This window comes from Bacillus thuringiensis, assembly GCF_001595725.1.
Lineage (GTDB): Bacteria > Bacillota > Bacilli > Bacillales > Bacillaceae_G > Bacillus_A > Bacillus_A thuringiensis_K.
The window spans coordinates 1871841-1892345 of the sequence record NZ_CP014282.1 but is presented as its reverse complement, the minus strand read 5'-3'; the positions used below and the strand labels follow the sequence as shown (position 1 = coordinate 1892345).

The following is a 20505-nucleotide window of genomic DNA, read 5'->3' as shown; positions in this document are numbered from 1 at the left end:
CCACTTTCCTAAAGGTTAGTTATTCACATTTACTTCCTGTAACGGCTGTAACTCCTCCATAAAATCAAGCAAAGATCCTACAGTAAGAAATGCCTTTGGATCTACCTCATCCTCTGGAACGCATAACTTTACATCCATTTCTATGTATACAATAAGCTGTAACATCATTACCGAATCTATATATAAATCTTGATTTAAGCGCATCGTTTCTTCTAAATGCGTTACATTTTTCAGTTCCATTTTTTCTATCATAATTTTTAATACGGCATTCTTTAACGCTTCCCGTCTCATGTTGTAACCTCTCCCATCTCTAGTAACTTTCTACTTACTTTTCCAGTTTTATTTTTAGGAATTTCATTTACACTTTCAATTTCATGCGGAACTTTATAAGAAGGTAAGTGCCGAATACACCATTCTCTTATTTGTACTGGATCAACATGAGAGATCACTTTCGCTTTAACTATTTCGCCCATCACAGGATGTTTCCCACGATATACAATTGCCTCTTGAACACCTTCCAATCGAAGCATCGTTTCTTCTACCTCTATAGGAAAGACTTTTAATCCTGAAACATTAATTACATCGTCCATACGCCCCATAAAATGAATGCCACGCTCAGATTTATAACCTAAATCTTTCGTGAAAATTTCCTTATCATTCATTTTCACGACGATTTCTTCCGGTGCATTTTCATCTGAACCTATGCTTATACTCGCATGAGGTAGAGGGTTTCCTAAATCTAAATGGCTCTTCATATCATGACATATACTAATACAACCTGCTTCAGAACAACCGTATTGCTGCATCATATATGTTGTCATTTTTTTTAGTTTATAAAATAGTGCTTCTGGCAAAGGCGATCCTGATGTCATAATTTTATGAAACTGGAACGTTCCTAATGGAAAACTCCCCATAATGTGTAACATAAGTGGTACTGCATATATAATATGTTTTTCTGTATTGCGAACTATATTTAATGCGAATTTAGGATTTTTGTTCGTAATGATTACAGGCTTGCTCCCCCTCGTAATTGCTGATAACGTACCACATATTAGTCCGTATGAATGTGAAACAGGAGCCATAACGATTGGCACTTCATCTACTTCACAGTTTAAAGCTTCATTATAGGCAGTAATTTCTGTATCAACTTCCGTCCATGCTCTACGAATCAGTTTCGGTTCTCCCGTAGTTCCCGAACTATATTGCAATAAAGAAGGCTCTTCTAGTAAAAAGTTCTCTACTTCTAATTTTGTAAAATCGCCATATTCTCCATATAAAACTCCTACACAATTTGCACGCTTTGCCATTTCAATAGCCGTTTCGTTTGGCGTATCTTCATGTATAAGTAATACTGATGATTTCTTTTCTTTTAAGAAAAACACAAGCGTAATAATATCGAATGGATCTTTCAGACAAAGTGCAAATCTATTTCCTTCTGCTTCTTGAAATTGTTCCATTTCCTCATAAACTTGTAATCTCAATTCAAAATCACTTTTGCTATACTCTTGTTTATTAATGATTAGCATAATTTCCCCCTGTAACAGCTGATTTTTGTTTCATAAGTTGTCTTACTCTATACAATGGATTTGGAACTTCATGAACAAGCGATTCCACATCCATATATAATCGACGTTTCGTTAATTGTTCAGCATAGAATGTAGGTGCATATAATTGAATATTTTCAAATCTACCTTTCAAATGTGGATATATTCTTAAATGATTTTCAATTTCTTCAACAACCATCATCCAAAAATGTTCTTCTTTCAATCCATATTCATCCGCAAGTACGAATGCTAATTCTCCTAAATTAAACAGGAATAGTGCATCTAACACCATCTCTTGCAAACATTCAATGCCATCCATTTCAAAGAAATCATTCATTTTTCCATTCGCATATGTTTTATGCATTTTAGTAAAGTCGGGACATTTGTCAACTTCTTTCAAATATGGACGATAAAACTCAAGCCCTTCATGAAAATCCTTTAACGCAATACGAACAGGCACCCCTTCTTTATGAACTAGAATCATATTTTGTCCATGTGATTCCAGTGCGATGCCATGCTCTACAACAAGATGTATAACTGGTATTATCGCTTTTTGAATAAGTAATTGTAGCCAATCCTTCATTCCATATTTATTCAACCACGCATCAATAATTGGTGTACCATCTTTCTCTTTAGCGTATAAACCATTAAAAGGAATTGCATCCTCTTGTGCATCTAAATACTTATGAACGCTTTCGCGCCAAATACATCCTAATGAACCATATATAGCTTTCTTATTCGTGTCATACGTTACACTTGAAAACTCACTTAACAAGATTAAACGTGCTTCATCCATTAAATAGGCGTCATTACTTACAACATCATTTAACCAATTTGATATTACTGGTGCACTCACAACAGAGTATGGTTTCAGCGTACGAAGTGTTGAAGTGTTGAGTAAATTCATCGATAACTTAACGTACGGTTTCTTTGGACTAGTAATATTTCTTAACGTTCTCATTGACTGTTGCGCGCAATAATCGTCCTCTGATGTTCCTAAATAAATAATAAATTTACCCTGTATATGATCCGCATAATTTGAAATGATGAAATTCTCCCACTGCCATGGGTGAACAGGTATAAACACGTACTGTTTTGGATTACATCCCTTATTACGAATTCGTTCCATAAACTCTTCTAATTTACGATCGCCAATCTCCTCTTTTAAAAGGTTGTTATACATCACTTCATTCTCATAACCTACAGCCGCATAATTCTTATGCGCTGCAATCCATATGAGTTTTATTGGCTGCATAAATTCATAACCATATTGAAAATTGTCACGATATTGAAATCCAACACGTGCTTTATAACTAGGGTGATATGGATGGCCGTCTATTAATTGACTTTCAAACTCATCGTAAGATTTTTGAGTGTATTCTCTCTTATTATTTCTTTCATATTGTGCAATCGTGTCTTTAAATATTGTTTGTTCTAATTCGTGCATAAAAGAATCTAATTTAGCTTGTTCTACACTAGTAACCCGAAAAACTTCTTCTAGAAATTGCGAGACAGATTGTATTTCTTGCTGTTCATCTTGGACTCTTACTATTAATGAGTCTAACGAAATACGTCCAAATGTCATCCGTTCCCTGCCATAGCATTTGTACGTGACACTTTTGTCTTCTTCATCATGTCCTTGTATTATAAAAAGAATTTGTTCTTCTTTTTCTATGCGAACCGGTGTAATAATCCCCTCATAAATTAACGATTCTACTAATTGACGTAGCACTCTTCTTCGTACTGAAATGTAATCTTCTGATTCGAGCGCCTTCAATACTTTCGTATGATACATGTCCACTCTCATAAAACCCTCCACCTTATGACAAAATACCATTATTTGTATTACGTGAAATTTTAACTCTATTTATGAACGAACAGCCACTTCTCTAACGAGTGGATTATGTACTTGCACATAGATTGCTTGCTCTAATGGATTACTTAACTCATCGACATCGAAAAATCTCGTTAGTAAATTTGCTTTACACGCTAACTTATCTTCGTCCAATAATTCTCTTAAAAATGTAGAAGGTTCCCGGTTATATGGAAGGAATGATTCAAGTACAGACCTTAATTCCGAAAGAAGAATTTCCTCCTTAATTAATCCTGCTGTGCCAAAACCATTAATGAGGCCAAACATATGATTGAAAATTAAGTAGTAACGAAATCTCTCATCCACAATATAGTCGTCATATAAATTTCCAGTACGTTCTCCAATACCAGCTAATTCATTATTAAGCATCTCTTTCATTGAATTACAGAAATAAAATCCTTGATTATCACGGAAATAATATTTGAACGGATAACCATCTTTTAGCTGAACAACACTATTTTGCTGATGAGCTTCTAATGCAACACCATACTGTAAATACATCCATACCATTGGCTTTAAAGAAATATTCATATATCGTCTAAACCACTCTAAGCTTACTTCTTCACAGCTTTTACTTTCTAAATCTGCTAGACGATGAATAATATTCGATAACCGCGTACGCTCTCCAGGTATAGCGTCTTGAACTAGTCCAGCAATTAATGTTGCGTCATTTGCATGTTCACTATAAAAAGGGTTCTCGCGAATAATCACTTCAAATCCAGATTCTTGTGTTCCATAATTTAATGTAATAAAGGCTGGATCACAAATAAAATCAAATCCTGGAAATCTTTCTCGTACTTCACCAATAGCCGTATTTAACATTTCCTTCCCTTCAAGACCACTCTCAAGTTCTTTCAGTTTATTAATACGCATTGAATTCGTTACTTTCACCGGAAATGAAAACTTAAGCATATACTTCGAATCGGGATGATATAGCGTCCTTAGTGATGATGTTGCCATATAATACTTACCTACAGGACCAATATACTCAAGCAATTCTTGAACTATCCAATCTTGTACGTAAGCTTGATGCAAGAGCCATTCTGCCTGAAGCGGATGAATTGGAATTAATGCATATTGATCTTCCTTACAGTACTTCGCTATAAATTCCTTACTAACCATCTCATCATTACTTAATTCTTCTTTTATAATCATTGTTGTAGAATCTGATAATAATGATTTTTCATTTACTATACTTTTATGTGCCCGAAAATAATGAAGCTGACATTCTCCTTTTAATTCTGGAGAATACATTGCACTTTTCCAATCCAATATCCCCTGTCTACTCTTTGGTGTAGGATGAGTTAAATGCCCAAATAATAAAGATTGCTCCGCTTCTATAAAAGTTGTATGAAAACCGTATAATGCGGATGTATCTTCTATTCTCTCTTTTGTAAATTCCTCAATATTTTGACAACTACGGATAACTCGAAGCATAAGTTCCGCAGGATTCGTTCCTTCTCCGTAGTTGATAGACATCTCTTTTATTAAAAACGTAATAACTGTAACGTAATCTGCTGTAATAACAGAATTACTATCTCCAATTTGATAATAAAATTGTTCTCCAAACAAATGGCGATCTGTTGATGATTTATATATAACTTCTCCATACAAAGTAACGTTCTGTGCCGATAGCCGACAACATAAATATGTGGGGACTGTATCTCTATTCAACGTATTACTGAAGATACTTTTCATTCTTTCATCCTCTGTAATCCATTCTCCACTCCCTGTTTCTCTTAAATAACAGTTTAAAAAGCTTTGTAATGTTGCATGTTCTGCGATTTGTTTCGCATGCTGCATGTTGGTCCTCCTCTTTATATTAACGCTATGAGAATTTCATATTACAATTGATAATTGAACATCGTTATCAATTATGATTCTAATTGATAATGATATTCAATTCAAGAGTATATTTCAGAATTTTTTTATGAAATTAAATTTTTCTTTTTTTCTTTCTTTTCTTTAATCTAGTTAAAAGTACACTAGAAAAATTCTTGCCTTCAAACTAATTACCTACTATTTTTTATTAATCCATTTTTTGATGGATTAATAAAAAGGTACACCAAATGAGGTATACCTTTCCCTACGATATATTTACATAATATTATTATATGTATCAATCTATATAGCTGTTTGTTTTTGTAACAAATTCAAATCTCTCCAACAATACGCTGTTTCTTCTCTCCTTACTCTCTCTAAAAATTTCGTATCAATTTTTTCAGGGTTAAATTTTTCATAAAACTTTTTAGAAGGATTATTCGTAACAATCCAAACTAAAAGTGATTGCATATTATTGTTTATACAATCCGATAATAAAGCTTGAAATAACTTTTGTCCTATTTTCATTCCTTGATACTCTTGTAAAAGGTAGATTGCATATAATTCTCCATCACAATTATATGTGCCAGTTCTTTCTACTCCCCCATCGATGAATCCAACTATTTCTCCACTTAAATTCTCTGCTACAAATCTAAATTGATGATTACCTTCTTTTTGAAAAATATCTTCCCATTGTTTTTCTCGTTTCTCATATGCTATATTATCTAGAATTTCGTCAGCAAATATACCTTTATAAGTTGTTTTCCAACTATCAACATGCACCTTTGCTATACCTGGTATATCATCCTTTATTGCTCTTCTAATATGTATTCCCATCATTTCTCCCCCTTGTTACTCATCATTATATCAATTTCATTCCTTAAAAATCCAAATAAAAAAGAGTGAATTCACTTCACTCTTTTTTATCACAATTATCTACTTTCCACTTCAACTGAAACTACTCGATCAATCTCTTTCAGGGAACTATATAACTCTGTTGTATATAAATCTTCTGGAGCTAAAATAACCATCTCTAGTTGCTGAAATGCTCCACTATCTATATCTTTAATTTTCACGCGTTTCACATGCATGCCTAAATTTTTAATTTGCTTAAATATACCATCTAACTCATGATGCTCTTTAACAGTAATTTTTATAGATAAATCCTTTTGTCTTAATGAATACGGTCCTGCAATTTTCACAAGTTGCGGAAGTACATTAATCGCTAAAATAATTAAAACCATAGCAACTGTCGCTTGTAAATAAAATCCCGCACCAATTGCGATTCCTAAAGCTGAAGCAGCCCACACCATAGAAGCTGTTGTTAATCCAGAAATAACGTCATTGCTTCTTCGTAAAATGACACCTGCGCCAAGAAAACCAATTCCACTAACAATTTGAGCAGCCAGTCGCATCGGATCCATATTTGTATGTCCTGGAACAGAATATACATGCACAGATTCAATTGAAACCATCGTAATTAAACAACTTGCTACAGAAATAACCATACTTGTTTTCACACCAAGTGGTTTATTCTTTAGCTGCCTATCTATCCCGATGAATAATCCTAAAAAGAGTGCTAAACCTAATTTGAGTAAAAATTCATATGACATATTTCCATTCTCCTTACTTTACAATGTTTCCCTTAGAATAACTCACTATAACTCTTTTATGATATCAATTCTAGTCTTTTCTATTCATTTAACGTAAAAAAACCGAAAAAACATTTATAACGATGTTTCTCCGGCTTTTTATTACACTTTAGATTCTTCTTTATTTCTGATCTTTAATCTTAATTTCTGCACCTTTGTAGAATGCTAATTTACTGTCATTATACTCTTTTGTAAATTTGTTAAACTGCTCTTTCGACTTTTGTGTTTCCACATTTAATTCATTAACAGTTTTAACTCTTTCACCGATTTCTTTTAATTTCGTTTCTTTTACTTTTAATTTTTCATACAGTTCTTTTTCAGTCGCTAACACTTTCGTGTAATTTTCATTCATTTTTTGGAATGCATCATAACGATTCTTATACGACTCTTCTACTGCTTTTGCTTGTTTTTGTAACTTCTTATCTTCAATCTTCTCTATATTACTTTGAACAGATTTCGTTTCCTTCTGTGCTTTTTCTAGCATTTCTTTCTCACTTTTTAATACTTTTTCACGATCATCTACATTTGCAGTAGCTTGCTCTATTTTCTTCACAACTGCTTCATTATGATCTTTACCTTCTTGCAAAATTTGAGCATATAATTCTTGTCCTTGTTTCTCTAACTGCTCTAATTTTTTTGCTTCATCCACTAAAGATTTTTCTTGTGTTGCTGCTGTTTCAAAAGCTGTATATAGATTTTCTTCTGGCTTTTCACCGAAACAACCTGTTAAAAGTCCTACTGATAATGCTCCAACTACTGCTACTTTTCCATACTTCAACGTTCATTCCTCCATTACATACGGTTATCATGCCAAAAGTTCACTGGGAAGTGACTCTCTTCATGATAAGCTTCAAACTCATAACCTTTTTCTTTTAGTCCCTTTAAAATTGCTGGCACAGCAGCAACTGATTGCGGGTGAATATCATGCATTAAAATAACTTCTTGTGGTTTTGTTGCATTTGTTAATACGTTTTGAGCAATTTGTGCTGCAGCTGCATCAACTGGCATTTTATTGTATTTCCAATCTAATGAATCAATTGTCCAATCCCATACTTTAAATCCGCCTTCTACCACTTTATTTCGAAGACCTTCATTCAATCCAGGCATCGAACCATACGGAGGACGTGTTAATTTAGGTGATTTCCCAATAATATTAGCGATTAAACCTTGATCTTCTTTCATCTCATTTACATACTCGCCATTTTTATATAACTTTGCGAAATTATGTGTCATACTATGCATGCCTACATAATGACCCTCAGCATTTTCACGTTTCACTAAATCAGGAAATTCTTTTACATTTGCTCCAATTAAAAAGAACGTTGCCTTCGCATCATGTTGTTTTAGCGTATTTAATAATTCGGCCGTATATTTCCCTGGCCCATCGTCAAATGTAAGATAAGCAACTTTTCTTTCTTTTCCATTAAAACGACTTGGTGCCGTTTTATTCATTTCAACTTTCGGCTGTTCACTTGCAAGCTGCACTACATTTTCTTGTTTCGCAACAGCTTTTGCTGGTGAAGTAATTGATTGAAACATGTAATACCCAATAGCTACTGCGGCAATCGCTATTAAAACGACTACTATTTGTTTAATTTTTAAAGCTTTTTCCATTCTATCGAATTCCTCTCCCTATTAATCTTATATATAAATCGCCCAATATAATTATACATCTATTTATTTTTATTTCACTATATAAATAGATTTTATTTGTATTATAATGGGAGTTTTATCAAAATTGTTGTTCCTATTCCTTCTTTGCTTGTAACACTAAACGCACCGCCATGAAGCTCTACCATTTTTTTAACGATAGCTAAACCAATACCTGCACCTGCAGCATGATTATTAATTTGGTAAAATGATTGCTCAATATATGGTAAATGTTCTTTAGCAATTCCAATCCCTTCGTCTCTTACCTTAATCACTGCTTGTCCTTCTATTTTAGTCGCTTCAATGTATATTGTACTTTTTTTATGTGAATACTTAATTGCATTTTGAACAATATTCAAGAAAACTTGCTTTAGCCTATTTCGATCTCCCATCAATTCAATTCGGTCTATAGTAGTAATAAATTGAATTTCCTTCTCTTCCGATTTAGGAGTTAATTGCCAAATCGTCTCCTCTAGTATATCGTACAATTGAACCTTTTGTTTATATAAATTAAAATGATTTGATTGTAATCTTGAAAAATCTAGCAATTCTTCTACTAAATGAATCAATCTATCTGTCTCACCTGAAATAATGCCCATACCTTGCTTTATTTCTTCTTCTGTTAAATGATCTACTGTTTTTAACGTCTCACTCCAACCTTTAATTCCTGTTAAAGGCGTTCGTATTTCGTGCGAAATAGAAGCAATGAATTCATTTTTCATCTGCTCAGCCTTATCTATTTTATAGGCCATATAATTTAAACTATGTGCCAAGTCACCTAATTCTCCAGGATAATCTTCTTTAATTTTTTGCTTTAATGTGCCTTCTGCAATTTGTGAAGAGGCCTGAATAATAGATTCAATTGGCTCAACAAATGAATTTGCCAAACGTCTACTAATTAAGAAGACGACTCCCGAAATAACAATACCTACAGAAATAGTAAACGTAATAATTTCAATAATCTTTTTATTTACATTTGTTAAAACAGTCGTATATTTTAAAACACCAATAGTTTGTCCTTGATGTATAAGTGGACTTAGCACCTCTAGTTGTTTTTTATTACCTTTCATAGTAACTTGGTTATACATTTCACCTTCTAATAATGATTGCGGAATATTCACTTTACCTTCTACCTTTTCACCACTTGAAGATTGTATAACCGAGCCATGACGATCAATTAACTGTAATTCTGTTCCTTCTAATTGAAAGCTACTAATTATGTCACCACTATATTCTTGTAATCGAATAAAGTATAGTGAATTGTATTCTGAAAAAAAACGTGTACTCGTTTTTGCATGAGACTCTATATATTGCACAATACCATTATAATAGTATCGATAAATTGAGACTGAAAATACAACTTCAAATAATACAAGCATAAGTGTAATGACCGTCATAAAATATAAAGTCACTTTCCGTTTCATCTTATGCTTTCCTTCCACACATATCCTTTTCCCCACACCGTAAGAATAAATTCAGGTTCTGATGGATTACATTCTATCTTTTGACGTAACCGTCTCATATTTACATCTACTACTTTCGTCTCACCTACGTAATTGGTTCCCCAAATCATATTTAAAATTTCATCACGCGAAACTGGCTTTGAAGCCTGATTCATTAAATACTGTAATATCATATACTCTGTAGGTGTTAAATCGACTAATTGTCCATCTTTATACAATCTTTCTTCTATAATATTTAACGAAAATGGACCTGACGTAACAATATTCGTTTTTTCTTCATGTACTTCTATTCTTCTTAATAAAGACTGTATACGTGCAGTTAATACTACTGGACTAAACGGTTTTGCAATATAATCATCTGCACCTATTCCTAGTCCTTGCACCTTATCTTCATCTTGTACACGTGCGGTTAACATAATAATACCCATTTTTTTATTTTCTTCCCTGATAGCCTTACAAACTTCTAAACCATCAATCCCCGGTAACATTACATCCAGCAGTGCTATATCAACAGTTTGTTCACTCAAAATCTGTAACGCTTCTTCTCCAGTAGTAGCTTCTATTACATAAAATCCAGCACGTTTTAAATTTAAAACAATAAAGCTACGGATCGTTAATTCATCTTCTAAAACTAAAATTTTTGACATAATTCCCACCTCCTACTCTTGTTGATAATCCGCTAGCGGTTTTATATATGCTTTCACTTTTTCAAATTCCGATTGCTTCGGTACTGCATATACGTGAGAAGCCGTTTTAATTGCTGCGCTGTAGCCTTTTATATTGAACCATTCTTTCCGCTTAAAAATATGAACTTCAAGCCATATTTTATTTGTTCTTGTATCCAAAAACTTTTGAGAATTTGATTCTTTTTGCTGATCTGGTATTGTAATTTTCCCTATTAACTCTTTAGGAATTTTCACATAATACCCTTTTTCTATATCTATATATCGTTCTTCAATTGGTTTAATTCCAGATTCACTCCACTGTATGTAACGTTCAAAAAGCGGACTATCACCATGTGATTTATCCTCCCAACCTTTTGGACGTACAGTACGAACAAATTCAATAATGCCGTCTTCATTAACATCTTTACTTTCTACAACATATTCATTAAATAAATCTTCTTTCCCACCTATAGGTAATACTTCATAATGATCCTGATCAAATTTTGCTACATAAGTTATACCTGAATGAGCCCCTGTTCCCGCATCGATTACAACTGCCTTTAATGACTTAGAAATACGGCCCATTTGTATTCTTTGAATACTATTTATATACGGATCAAATGTAACCTCTGACAATACCTTAAACTTTTCAATGAACTGAACCTTCAACTGTTCATCTTTCATATACGAAACAAGGCTTATGTCTTTAAAACCATTTTTGTTTAAATCATCTATAAATAACTTCGTATACTTCTGTCTATAAAATTCCTTTATATCGTCACTCTCATTGGAAAAAACATACATTGTGTTTTCTAATAAATCACGATTGATAGTTATTCCTATCAATAGTTCTCTTTTTCCACTCCCTGTGAAATCTCCTACCTCAACAATATCTACTTCTTCCCCATCAAATGTATAGGTTGACTTCATATTCCATCCATTATTTTTCTTCTCATATACGGCTAAATATATATGATAATCTTCATTAGGTATTTTATATACGATGACAGCTTCTTTTTTATTATCTCGTTCGAAATTCATTGACCATGTCGTCTGTTTATCTCTATTAGACATTGGAGTAAGTAAGCGATAATTAACAGGTAAATCTTTATCAATTTGTTCCTTTAATTCATTAATCCATTTTTCATTTGTAGGAGCTTCCATTAGACTTGTTGGAGCTTCAGACATTTTACATCCAGTCAATATAAAGATAATTCCCATCATGCTTAACCATTTCTGCATATGATATCTTTCCTTACCACAAATTTTGAATATGTCCTTTTACTTTTTTACCTATCCATTATACTCATACATATAAGTATAATTTTTCTAAACTAAAAAATCGTTACAGAAAAGTTACAAATACATTCCAAAAAAAAAGATTGGCAAAAGCCAATCTTTTTTTATTATTCGTTTCGGACTGATTTTGGCGTTACACCTAAATGATCATTTAATTTTTTTGAAATATCTTTTACATTTTTTTCATTTGGAATGTAATAATAAATACCACCGATACGTTTATCTGTACCTTCTATTTGCAATTTTTCCATTTCCAAATTAGATCCTGCCATATTTTTTGTAATGGCAAGCATATCGTCAAATGTTAAGTTCGTTTTCATATTTTTATCAACCGCATCTAGTAAAGAGCCCATTTTGCTAATTGATTGAACAGACATCGCTTTTTTGGCAATTGCTTCTATTACAAGTTGCTGTCTCTGTCCACGCATTGCGTCACTATCAATTTTACGCGTTCTTGCAAGTGCAAGAGCTTGTTCTCCATTTAAATGTTGGTAACCTTTTTCTAAATGGATCATACCAGCTTGGTCTTTACTATCTTGTTCAGTGAAAGTAACTGGTACATCAATATCAATACCACCAATTGAATCGACAATTTGTACGAATGATTCAAAGTTAAACTTCACATAATAATCAACAGGTACATTCAAAAATCTTTCCACCGTATCGCGTGTGCTTTCTACGCCACCAAATACGTGAGCATGAGTAATTTTATCTAATTTTTTTCTAGTTGGAATGTAAACACGTGAATCACGTGGAATACTTACTAGCTTAACAGACTTATCATCTTTATTAATTGTTGCTAATAAAAGTGCATCTGTTCGAACTGCTTCGCCATATTGGCTTTTTCTCATTTCACTTCCATCTACACCCATGATTAATATTGAAATATTATCCTTTAAAGGTTCGACTTCTTTATCACGCTTTGATGACTTATCAATTTTTGCATACGCATCATTTACAACAGCTTTTGCTTTATTATATATAAACGAACCATATCCTACTCCTCCAAAAATAAGTAGGAAAAATGGAATTAATATGAACCATTTTATTAACTTTCTTTTAGAACGCTTTTTATTACTTCTCGTATTTTGTTCTAATTCAGAGCTCATACCCATTCGCCTCTCTTTCTCTTTACCAAGTATAATGTAAGTCTATTTATCTTCATATTGAATTTCCTTTCACTAACCTTACAATTTTGTAAGGTTACTACTTAAACCCAATACGTATTCCATTTCACATTATACTCTCGTACTTATTTTTGGCAAGTCACTATTTACCAATTTCAAAAATTTAGTACTTCGCAACATATGAATTTACAAATTTATTAACTCTTTCATTTTAAATTAGGATGTCTTTTTCTTAACAAACGATATGAATAAAGAATCCAGCTAATTATAAAATCTCTAAGAATACAGTATATTTGACGTTATTATTTCTCAAACGGCGTATACACGCTTTTCTTCCCCTGATTATCAATGTAAGCCGACTTTGCTTTTATTTTCGTTTTTTCTACTTCCATGTCTTCATTTGAGAAGTTCACAATGATTTTAATATCTTTTCCATAAGAAACAGATTGTACTAGCTTATCTTCTGACAAATACGCAAAATTCGTCATCTCTTCTTTTACTGCTTTTTCATGAACTTCATTCCAAACTTTTAGATGCTCTGTAATTTCTTTTTTATGCTTATTCCACTCTACTTCATCTAAATGGTACAACGGAGGAACATTATACAATAATTCAGACAGCATTCGATTTCCAACTTCATCTTTTACCTTTAAACTTCCCCATTCCCAATGATGCGTTGTAATAACGGAATCATTGTATACTAATTTATATAATGGTACCGAATATACTGGGTTTAAATATACTTGTTTATATTCTTCTTTCAATGGTACTTGTTTTGCATATTTTTCAGGCACATTTTGATTTGGTGACCAATATCCACCGACATAATACGGACTTGTTTTATTTTTCCGCATATCTTCATCGTCCCATTTAATAACAGGTGTTTCAATTCCATGTGCAAATGCAATCGTACTACTAGCAAAATCATTTCCGCCTTCAGAACCAACGACCATACCCTTTTCTTGCGCAATGTAGTCCATTCGTTTTAAACGTGCTTTTAAATCTTGCTCTTGCGTCGTTATATGTTTCGCTGAATAGTCATCGTAAATTTCACCTGTCGCATCACAATCAATAAACCATGAATTATATTTAGGACCATTTTGTAATATATCATTCATGCGTTCCTTTACACTAGGCAGCGATAAAGTCGGATTTAACTTGCGACCTCTTCCTAAAAAGCCTTGCACCTTTTCTCCGTTTTTCTTCGTTACAGTAGCCTCTTCATATAATGACGGGTCATTAAAGGATGCTGTGTTCCAATTTTTATCACTTTTTTCGTGAATGGAATGATACGAATCATACGGACCAACTAAATACCCCATTTCCTTAGCTTTTGTCACGAAATTAGGTTGCATAAATCCTTGTTCCCAGTTCGGCAGACCAATCCATGCTTTTTCTATTCCTGCCTCTTTCATTTCCTTTAATATATCCGTTCCATCTGCATTACCCCATTTACTTACCTCTTCAACCGCATCACCAAGTAGCGACTTTAATAAATGCTTATTTAAGCTATACAATTCTGTATTCGTTAAGTGACCTACACCTTTCTTTAATAGCACACTAGCTTCCTGATTAACGTTTTGAAAAATATCCTCTTTATAAAATTCCTTCATCGATAATACTTCGTTTATATAACGTAAAATAACATTTTTTTGATACTTATCAATGAAATCTTGTTTACTTACTTGATCCAATACATTCAGTTCCCCAGGCTCGGAACTATTCTTTTGAATAAGTTCTTTTATATGACTAAACAGCGGGCTATTTATTTGCTCCCTTAGTTTTGGCCAATTTATATTATTTTCTAATAAACCATTTTGATTCCAAAAATAAAAATGCGCCGCTCCATATAACTTTTCGATTTCTTTATTTTTTCTAGCCTTTTCTTGTAATGTTTTAAATTCACCTTTTCGAACAATATCATCCTTATACAGTTTAGCAATGCTTACCGCATCATTATTTGTCACATATAATTGAAATCCATATGTTTTATTTTTATTTATGCTCGGAAATTCATGTGTAAAATCAAATCCTATTTTCGGATCCGAATGAAATTTCAATTCATTATTAAACATATTCGTTGCAATATATACAATTGAATATTTCGAACCATTTAATGCGAAAAACTTCATAGAAAATGATTCAGCAAATGAATATGCATCATCCTTTAAAAACTTCTTCCAATTCTCATCATTGCTCGGAATTTGCTTACCCTCCCATAACGGAAGTGTATAATTTTCAGCTTCTACTTTCGGCCATGTAAAGCTTTCTGCACCAGTCGATTCCACTTCAATGTTTAAGTGGTCTTTTTTCTTTTCTAATTTTATTTTTACTTTTTGATCTGGATATTCCCACGATGTACGATCCTTTTCTTTTTTTACATTCGATACCTTCATTTTCGGTAGGGGTTGTGATGCCTGTTCCTTTACCCCCTCCTGTTCTACAGTTAATGTGAATGTTTCTGGATTTACATCATAAGTAAAATCTTTATACGTCGCTTTCTTTATTTTAGACTCTTGTACAGCATTACTACCTTTTACGTCACAACCGACTAAAGTCGAAAACGACATAGTTGTAAGAAGACATATCGCTATCATTTTTTTCATCCTCTGCACCTCCACCAATGAATATACAGATGCTTTGTTACAGGAATGTGGCAAAAAATAACAGAGCTAGCATTTTGCTAGCTCTGTTTGGAGTATTAAAAGTTGATATGAACAACTATAATTCGCTTAGAAGATATGTAATACAGTAACTGCATTTTTTCTCAACAATTATGAAACTAAACAAATCAAAATTTTAACAAGCATTCTTCAACTGAAAAAATAAGTGTATACAATGTATCCTAAAAGTAGTACTAAAATGATTATTCCTGTACCTTTCCAATTCATACCGCCTGCTATATCAACTGGACTACCCGTTTCCGCCCTATTGAGTCCGTCACGTAAAGAACCCGTAGGATTACTTTTTAATTCACTTTGTCTCATACGCTCTCTTTTTTCTTCTGGTGACTCTTTATTCATTTAATCACCTCCAAAATGAATGCACTCTTTACTTACATTATTCAAAATCAACATTTGTTTTATATTTTTTCCGAAAAAACCTAATTTAAAATAGGTTTGCAACGTAAAGAAAGCTAGCCATGCCAGCTTTCTTTACGTTCCAATATGCTCTTCCTTATTTACAATAATACCTTTATGGTCGATTTCAAGCTCACATACTTTCATATCTGTAAATACTCTCGCTAATTGCTCAGCGATTTCTTGACGTTTCTCATATGGCGTTAATATAAAAATAGATGGCCCCGCACCGCTAAGTGCTGTGCCGTACGCACCAAATTCTTTTGCGCATTTACGAATAGATGGTAATAATGGTACGAGTTCTAAACGATATGGTTCGTGAAAATGGTCTCTCTCCATCATTTCACCTACAACTTCCCACCGCTTTTGACATAATGCAGCTACTAATACGTTACTTATCGCACTAGCTTTAACTGCCTCATGAAACGGAAACATCTTTGGTAATACAGATCGACTTTCATCTGTATTTAATTCTGCATTCGGAATGAGAGAAATTACACCCAATTCCTTGCTCTCAATTCTTACGACGGAAACATCCTTTCCATCAAGTGCTCCAATTACAGTTCCACCTAATATAGAAGCAGCAACATTATCAGGATGTCCTTCAAAATTTGTAGCAATTTGAACTTTTTGATCAGCAGTTAAGTTCAAATTGCCTAGTTGATTCGCAAGCTCTATCCCGGCTACAATTGCTGATGCACTACTTCCTAGCCCTCTCGTTAATGGGATATTACTAGTAACTTCTATTATATGGGGTGATATAGAAGGACATACTTTACATGCCGTGCTAACGATTAAATTTTTATCGTCTGTCGGAATTGATTCTTCAAAGGAATGGATTACTTGCCATTTATCAGCTTTTTCTTTAACCACCACATCTAAATACAATGACAAAGCTATTCCAACTGAATCAAATCCAGGACCAACATTCGCCGTACTAGCAGGGACACGAACGCTAAATGGTATCACGACATAATCACCCCTTTAATATGATCTTTAATTTGTTCTATATCATTTGACACACTTGCGATGTCTAGTTGATTTGAAGAAATAGCGATATCAGGATCCTTCAAACCATTTCCAGTTAATACTGCAACAACTGTTTCTCCCTTTTTGATTTTTCCAGATTCAACATGTTTAATTACGCCGGCTAATGAAGCATTTGATCCCGGTTCAGCGAAAACTCCTTCAGTTTTTGCCAATAACCTATACGCATGTAAAATTTCTTCATCTGATACCATATCTATTTCACCGTGAGACTGCTCAGCAGCCTCTACTGCGTATGACCAACTTGCCGGGTTACCGATTCGAATCGCTGTTGCAATTGTTTCAGGCTCTTCAATTACATGCCCTTTTACAATTGCAGCTGCTCCTTCCGCTTCAAAGCCATGAATTCTTGGCTTCTTATAACCTTTTTCTTTCTCATATTCACAGAAACCTTTCCAATATGCTGTAATATTTCCTGCGTTCCCAACAGGGATAGCTAGAACATCTGGTGCATTTTGCAATTGGTCACAAATTTCAAATGCTGCCGTTTTTTGCCCTTCAATTCGATAAGGATTTACTGAGTTTACTAACGTAATTGGCTCTTCTGCAGCAATATTTCTTACAGCCTTAAGTGCATCATCGAAATTCCCTTCTATTGAAATGATTTCAGCACCATAGGCAACTGCTTGTGCTAATTTTCCATGTGCAATCTTTCCTTCCGGTATTACGATAATGCATTTCATCCCAAGACGTGCCGCATATGCTGCAGCTGATGCTGATGTATTACCTGTTGATGCACAAATGATTGCTTCTGAACCTTCTTCTTTCGCCTTAGCAACTGCCATGACCATGCCACGATCTTTAAAAGAACCTGTCGGATTCGCTCCTTCGTACTTACCATATAGCTGAATCCCTAATTGTTTTGATATATTTAATAATGGAATAAGTGGTGTGTTTCCTTCCATTAAGCTGACATCAGGTGTATTTTCATTCACCGGTAAATAAGACGCATACTGTTTTAATAGTCCTTTATACATATTGTTTTTCCTCCTCAATAATGTAGTAACTGTTTATTTCACTTGCGACAGCTTCTATCGCTTCTAAAACTCGTTCGAATTGATACTTGGAAGTTCGATGTGTCACAACCACGACTTCTGCCAGTTCACGGTTTAAAGGTAATTGAATAACTTCTTTTAAACTTACAGAATAATTAACGAAACATTCTGTTATTTTCTGTAACATCCCAGGCTCATCTCGTAATGAAATACGTAAGAAATATTTCGAAACTACTTCTTCATCACCTTGTAATTCATAAGGAACTGGTTCTTTTAACGCACTTTTATTTTTCGGAACTTGATTCATATTTTTAACGATTGAAATAATATCACTTACTACAGCAGAACCAGTCGGTAACTTCCCAGCCCCGGGTCCATAAAACATTACTTCTCCTACCGCTTGGCCATGAACATACACCGCATTAAATTCATTATTCACATTTGATAATGGATGCTGGCTCGGTAAAAGCGTCGGTTCTACACTTAAATGAATGGCTGGTCCTTGTTTTTCAGCCTTACCAATTAACTTCATAGTAAATCCTAACTTTTCAGCCATTTGTAAATCTTCTTTTTCGACCTTTCGAATCCCTCTTACTTGCACATCATCTAATGAAACATTCATCGAAAAACCTAAGTTTGCAAGAATTGCTACTTTTCTCGCCGCATCTAGTCCATCTACATCTGCTGTCGGATCCGATTCTGCAAAGCCTAATTTTTGTGCTTCCTGTAAAGCCTCTTCATAAGACCATCCATTTTGACTCATTTTTGTTAACATATAATTTGTTGTACCATTTACAATTCCCATTATTTTTTCAATTTGATCTGAAGCTAATCCATCCGTTAATCCTCTTAACACTGGAATACCGCCCGCTACACTCGCTTCGTAACATAAATCACAATCATTATCGTTCGCCAGTTGAAGAAGCTCTGCACCATATACAGCCATTAAATCTTTATTTGCTGTTACGACATGTTTTTTATTTCGTAAAGCCTTAACAATATGCTGTTTTGCTTCTTCAATTCCGCCCATTACCTCTACTACAATATCAATATTTGAATCATTTAGAACTTCATCTGCATGACTTGTTACTGCAATTCCGTCAATACAAACATCGCGTTCTTTTTCCAAATCACGTACAACGACTGTTTTCACTTTCACTTCGTATCCTGTATCAAGAGCGATTTTTTTATAATGTTCTTTCAAAATATGGACAACACCACTTCCGACCGTACCTAAACCTAATACCCCAACATTTATAACGTTATTCATCTTCTAATCTCCTCCTACAATTTTATTATTTATCTCTATCAATCACCTTACTCTGCTTTTTAATCATGCAGGTGGTGGTTATTTCCGTACGTACAAATCGTTCCATGTTACTGCACCTCCTTTCAAAGTAAAAAAACACACCCATCCCTAGGAAAGGGACGAATGTGTTTTCGTGGTTCCACCCTTGTTCCAATCTAGACGTATTTCTCCCTAGATTGCTCAAGTTCAGATAACGGCTGATACCGCCAATAATTACTAGATTACTCGTTCACTATTGAAGTTCAAAGGTGGTAAAATCATTTCTCGTGTTAGGAAGCTCACACCCTTGGCTTCCCTCTCTGTAAACCGTAAAAATGATTTCGTGTCCTTATCGTTACTTTTTCGTTCATGTTTATTTGTTAACTCATTATACTCGCATAAAAAACAAAATCAATACTATTTTTAATTATTTTAAATTTTCAATCTCTTATACCATAAAAAACACACTCATCCTAGGAAAGGGACGAATGTGTTTTCGTGGTTCCACCTTGTTCCAATCTAGACGTATTTCTCCCTAGATTGCTCAAGTTCAGATAACGGCTGATACCGCCAATAATTACTAGATTACTCGTTCACTATTGAAGTTCAAAGGTGGTAAAATCATTTCTCGTGTTAGGAAGCTCACACCCTTGGCTTCCCTCTCTGTAAACCGTAAAAATGATTTCGTCCTTATCTTACTTTTTCGTTCATGTTTATTTGTTAACTCATTATACTCGCATAAAAACAAAATCAATACTATTTTTAATTATTTTAAATTTTCAATCTCTTATACCATAAAAAAACACACTCATCCCTAGGAAAGGGACGAATGTGTTTTCGTGGTTCCACCCTTGTTCCAATCTAGACGTATTTCCTCCTAGATTGCTCAAGTTCAGATAACGGCTGATACCGCCAATAATTACTAGATTACTCGTTCACTATTGAAGTTCAAAGGTGGTAAAATCATTTCTCGTGTTAGGAAGCTCACACCCTTGGCTTCC

17 protein-coding genes and 3 other annotated features (1 of these 20 cut by a window edge) are annotated in these 20505 nt (G+C 33.8%); all 17 genes read right to left on the bottom strand.

What is annotated here, in order from left to right; translation table 11 throughout:
* Window positions 1–15: 15 nt before the first annotated feature.
* On the bottom strand, window positions 16–291 hold the full coding sequence (gene asbD, locus AXW78_RS09640) for a petrobactin biosynthesis protein AsbD (RefSeq protein WP_001250562.1): 276 nt from the start codon (window positions 289–291) through the stop codon (window positions 16–18).
* Window positions 288–1526 (bottom strand): AMP-binding protein, encoded by a 1239-nt coding sequence (locus tag AXW78_RS09635; protein WP_000905504.1) that lies wholly within the window; start codon window positions 1524–1526, stop codon window positions 288–290. The genes asbD and AXW78_RS09635 overlap by 4 nt, the downstream gene beginning before the upstream one ends.
* Complete coding sequence (locus tag AXW78_RS09630; RefSeq protein WP_001261815.1) at window positions 1513–3351, bottom strand: IucA/IucC family protein; 1839 nt, start codon at window positions 3349–3351, stop codon at window positions 1513–1515. Before AXW78_RS09630 ends, AXW78_RS09635 begins: the two co-directional genes overlap by 14 nt.
* 60 nt (window positions 3352–3411) lie before the next feature.
* A complete protein-coding gene (locus tag AXW78_RS09625; RefSeq protein WP_061884076.1) occupies window positions 3412–5220 on the bottom strand; it encodes an IucA/IucC family protein in 1809 nt (602 codons plus the stop codon).
* Between the two features lie 321 nt (window positions 5221–5541).
* Window positions 5542–6078, bottom strand: a complete 537-nt coding sequence (locus AXW78_RS09620; protein WP_003300898.1) for a GNAT family N-acetyltransferase — start codon at window positions 6076–6078, stop codon at window positions 5542–5544.
* 92 nt (window positions 6079–6170) lie between these two features.
* On the bottom strand, window positions 6171–6851 hold the full coding sequence (locus tag AXW78_RS09615; protein WP_000119510.1) for an MgtC/SapB family protein: 681 nt from the start codon (window positions 6849–6851) through the stop codon (window positions 6171–6173).
* Window positions 6852–7011: 160 nt separating this feature from the next.
* A complete protein-coding gene (locus AXW78_RS09610; protein WP_000873567.1) occupies window positions 7012–7668 on the bottom strand; it encodes a YkyA family protein in 657 nt (218 codons plus the stop codon).
* 14 nt (window positions 7669–7682) lie between these two features.
* On the bottom strand, window positions 7683–8504 hold the full coding sequence (locus AXW78_RS09605; protein ID WP_000409482.1) for a peptidoglycan-N-acetylglucosamine deacetylase: 822 nt from the start codon (window positions 8502–8504) through the stop codon (window positions 7683–7685).
* Between the two features lie 101 nt (window positions 8505–8605).
* The gene (locus AXW78_RS09600) at window positions 8606–9964 is read right to left on the bottom strand and encodes a sensor histidine kinase (protein ID WP_061884075.1); all 1359 of its coding nucleotides are present in this window, start codon (window positions 9962–9964) and stop codon (window positions 8606–8608) included.
* Window positions 9961–10650, bottom strand: a complete 690-nt coding sequence (locus tag AXW78_RS09595) for a response regulator transcription factor (RefSeq protein WP_061884074.1) — start codon at window positions 10648–10650, stop codon at window positions 9961–9963. Before AXW78_RS09595 ends, AXW78_RS09600 begins: the two co-directional genes overlap by 4 nt.
* Window positions 10651–10662: 12 nt before the next feature.
* A complete protein-coding gene (locus tag AXW78_RS09590; protein ID WP_061884073.1) occupies window positions 10663–11910 on the bottom strand; it encodes a hypothetical protein in 1248 nt (415 codons plus the stop codon).
* Window positions 11911–12074: 164 nt separating this feature from the next.
* Window positions 12075–13076: an LCP family protein gene (locus AXW78_RS09585; RefSeq protein ID WP_061884842.1), complete on the bottom strand. Its 1002-nt coding sequence runs from the start codon at window positions 13074–13076 to the stop codon at window positions 12075–12077.
* 320 nt (window positions 13077–13396) lie between these two features.
* Window positions 13397–15700, bottom strand: a complete 2304-nt coding sequence (locus AXW78_RS09580; protein ID WP_061884072.1) for a glycoside hydrolase — start codon at window positions 15698–15700, stop codon at window positions 13397–13399.
* A 207-nt stretch (window positions 15701–15907) separates the two neighbouring features.
* The gene (locus tag AXW78_RS09575) at window positions 15908–16117 is read right to left on the bottom strand and encodes a DUF6366 family protein (RefSeq protein WP_001031483.1); all 210 of its coding nucleotides are present in this window, start codon (window positions 16115–16117) and stop codon (window positions 15908–15910) included.
* Between the two features lie 132 nt (window positions 16118–16249).
* Window positions 16250–17143, bottom strand: coding sequence for a homoserine kinase (gene thrB, locus AXW78_RS09570; protein WP_000612100.1), 894 nt, complete (start codon window positions 17141–17143; stop codon window positions 16250–16252).
* Complete coding sequence (thrC, locus tag AXW78_RS09565; protein WP_000276435.1) at window positions 17140–18198, bottom strand: threonine synthase; 1059 nt, start codon at window positions 18196–18198, stop codon at window positions 17140–17142. The genes thrB and thrC overlap by 4 nt, the downstream gene beginning before the upstream one ends.
* A complete protein-coding gene (locus AXW78_RS09560; RefSeq protein WP_001066901.1) occupies window positions 18191–19486 on the bottom strand; it encodes a homoserine dehydrogenase in 1296 nt (431 codons plus the stop codon). Before AXW78_RS09560 ends, thrC begins: the two co-directional genes overlap by 8 nt.
* A 151-nt stretch (window positions 19487–19637) precedes the next feature.
* Window positions 19638–19869, bottom strand: a binding site (T-box leader).
* 112 nt (window positions 19870–19981) lie between these two features.
* Window positions 19982–20209: a binding site (T-box leader), on the bottom strand.
* A gap of 113 nt (window positions 20210–20322) precedes the next feature.
* Window positions 20323–20505, bottom strand: a binding site (T-box leader) (it continues 49 nt past the right edge of the window).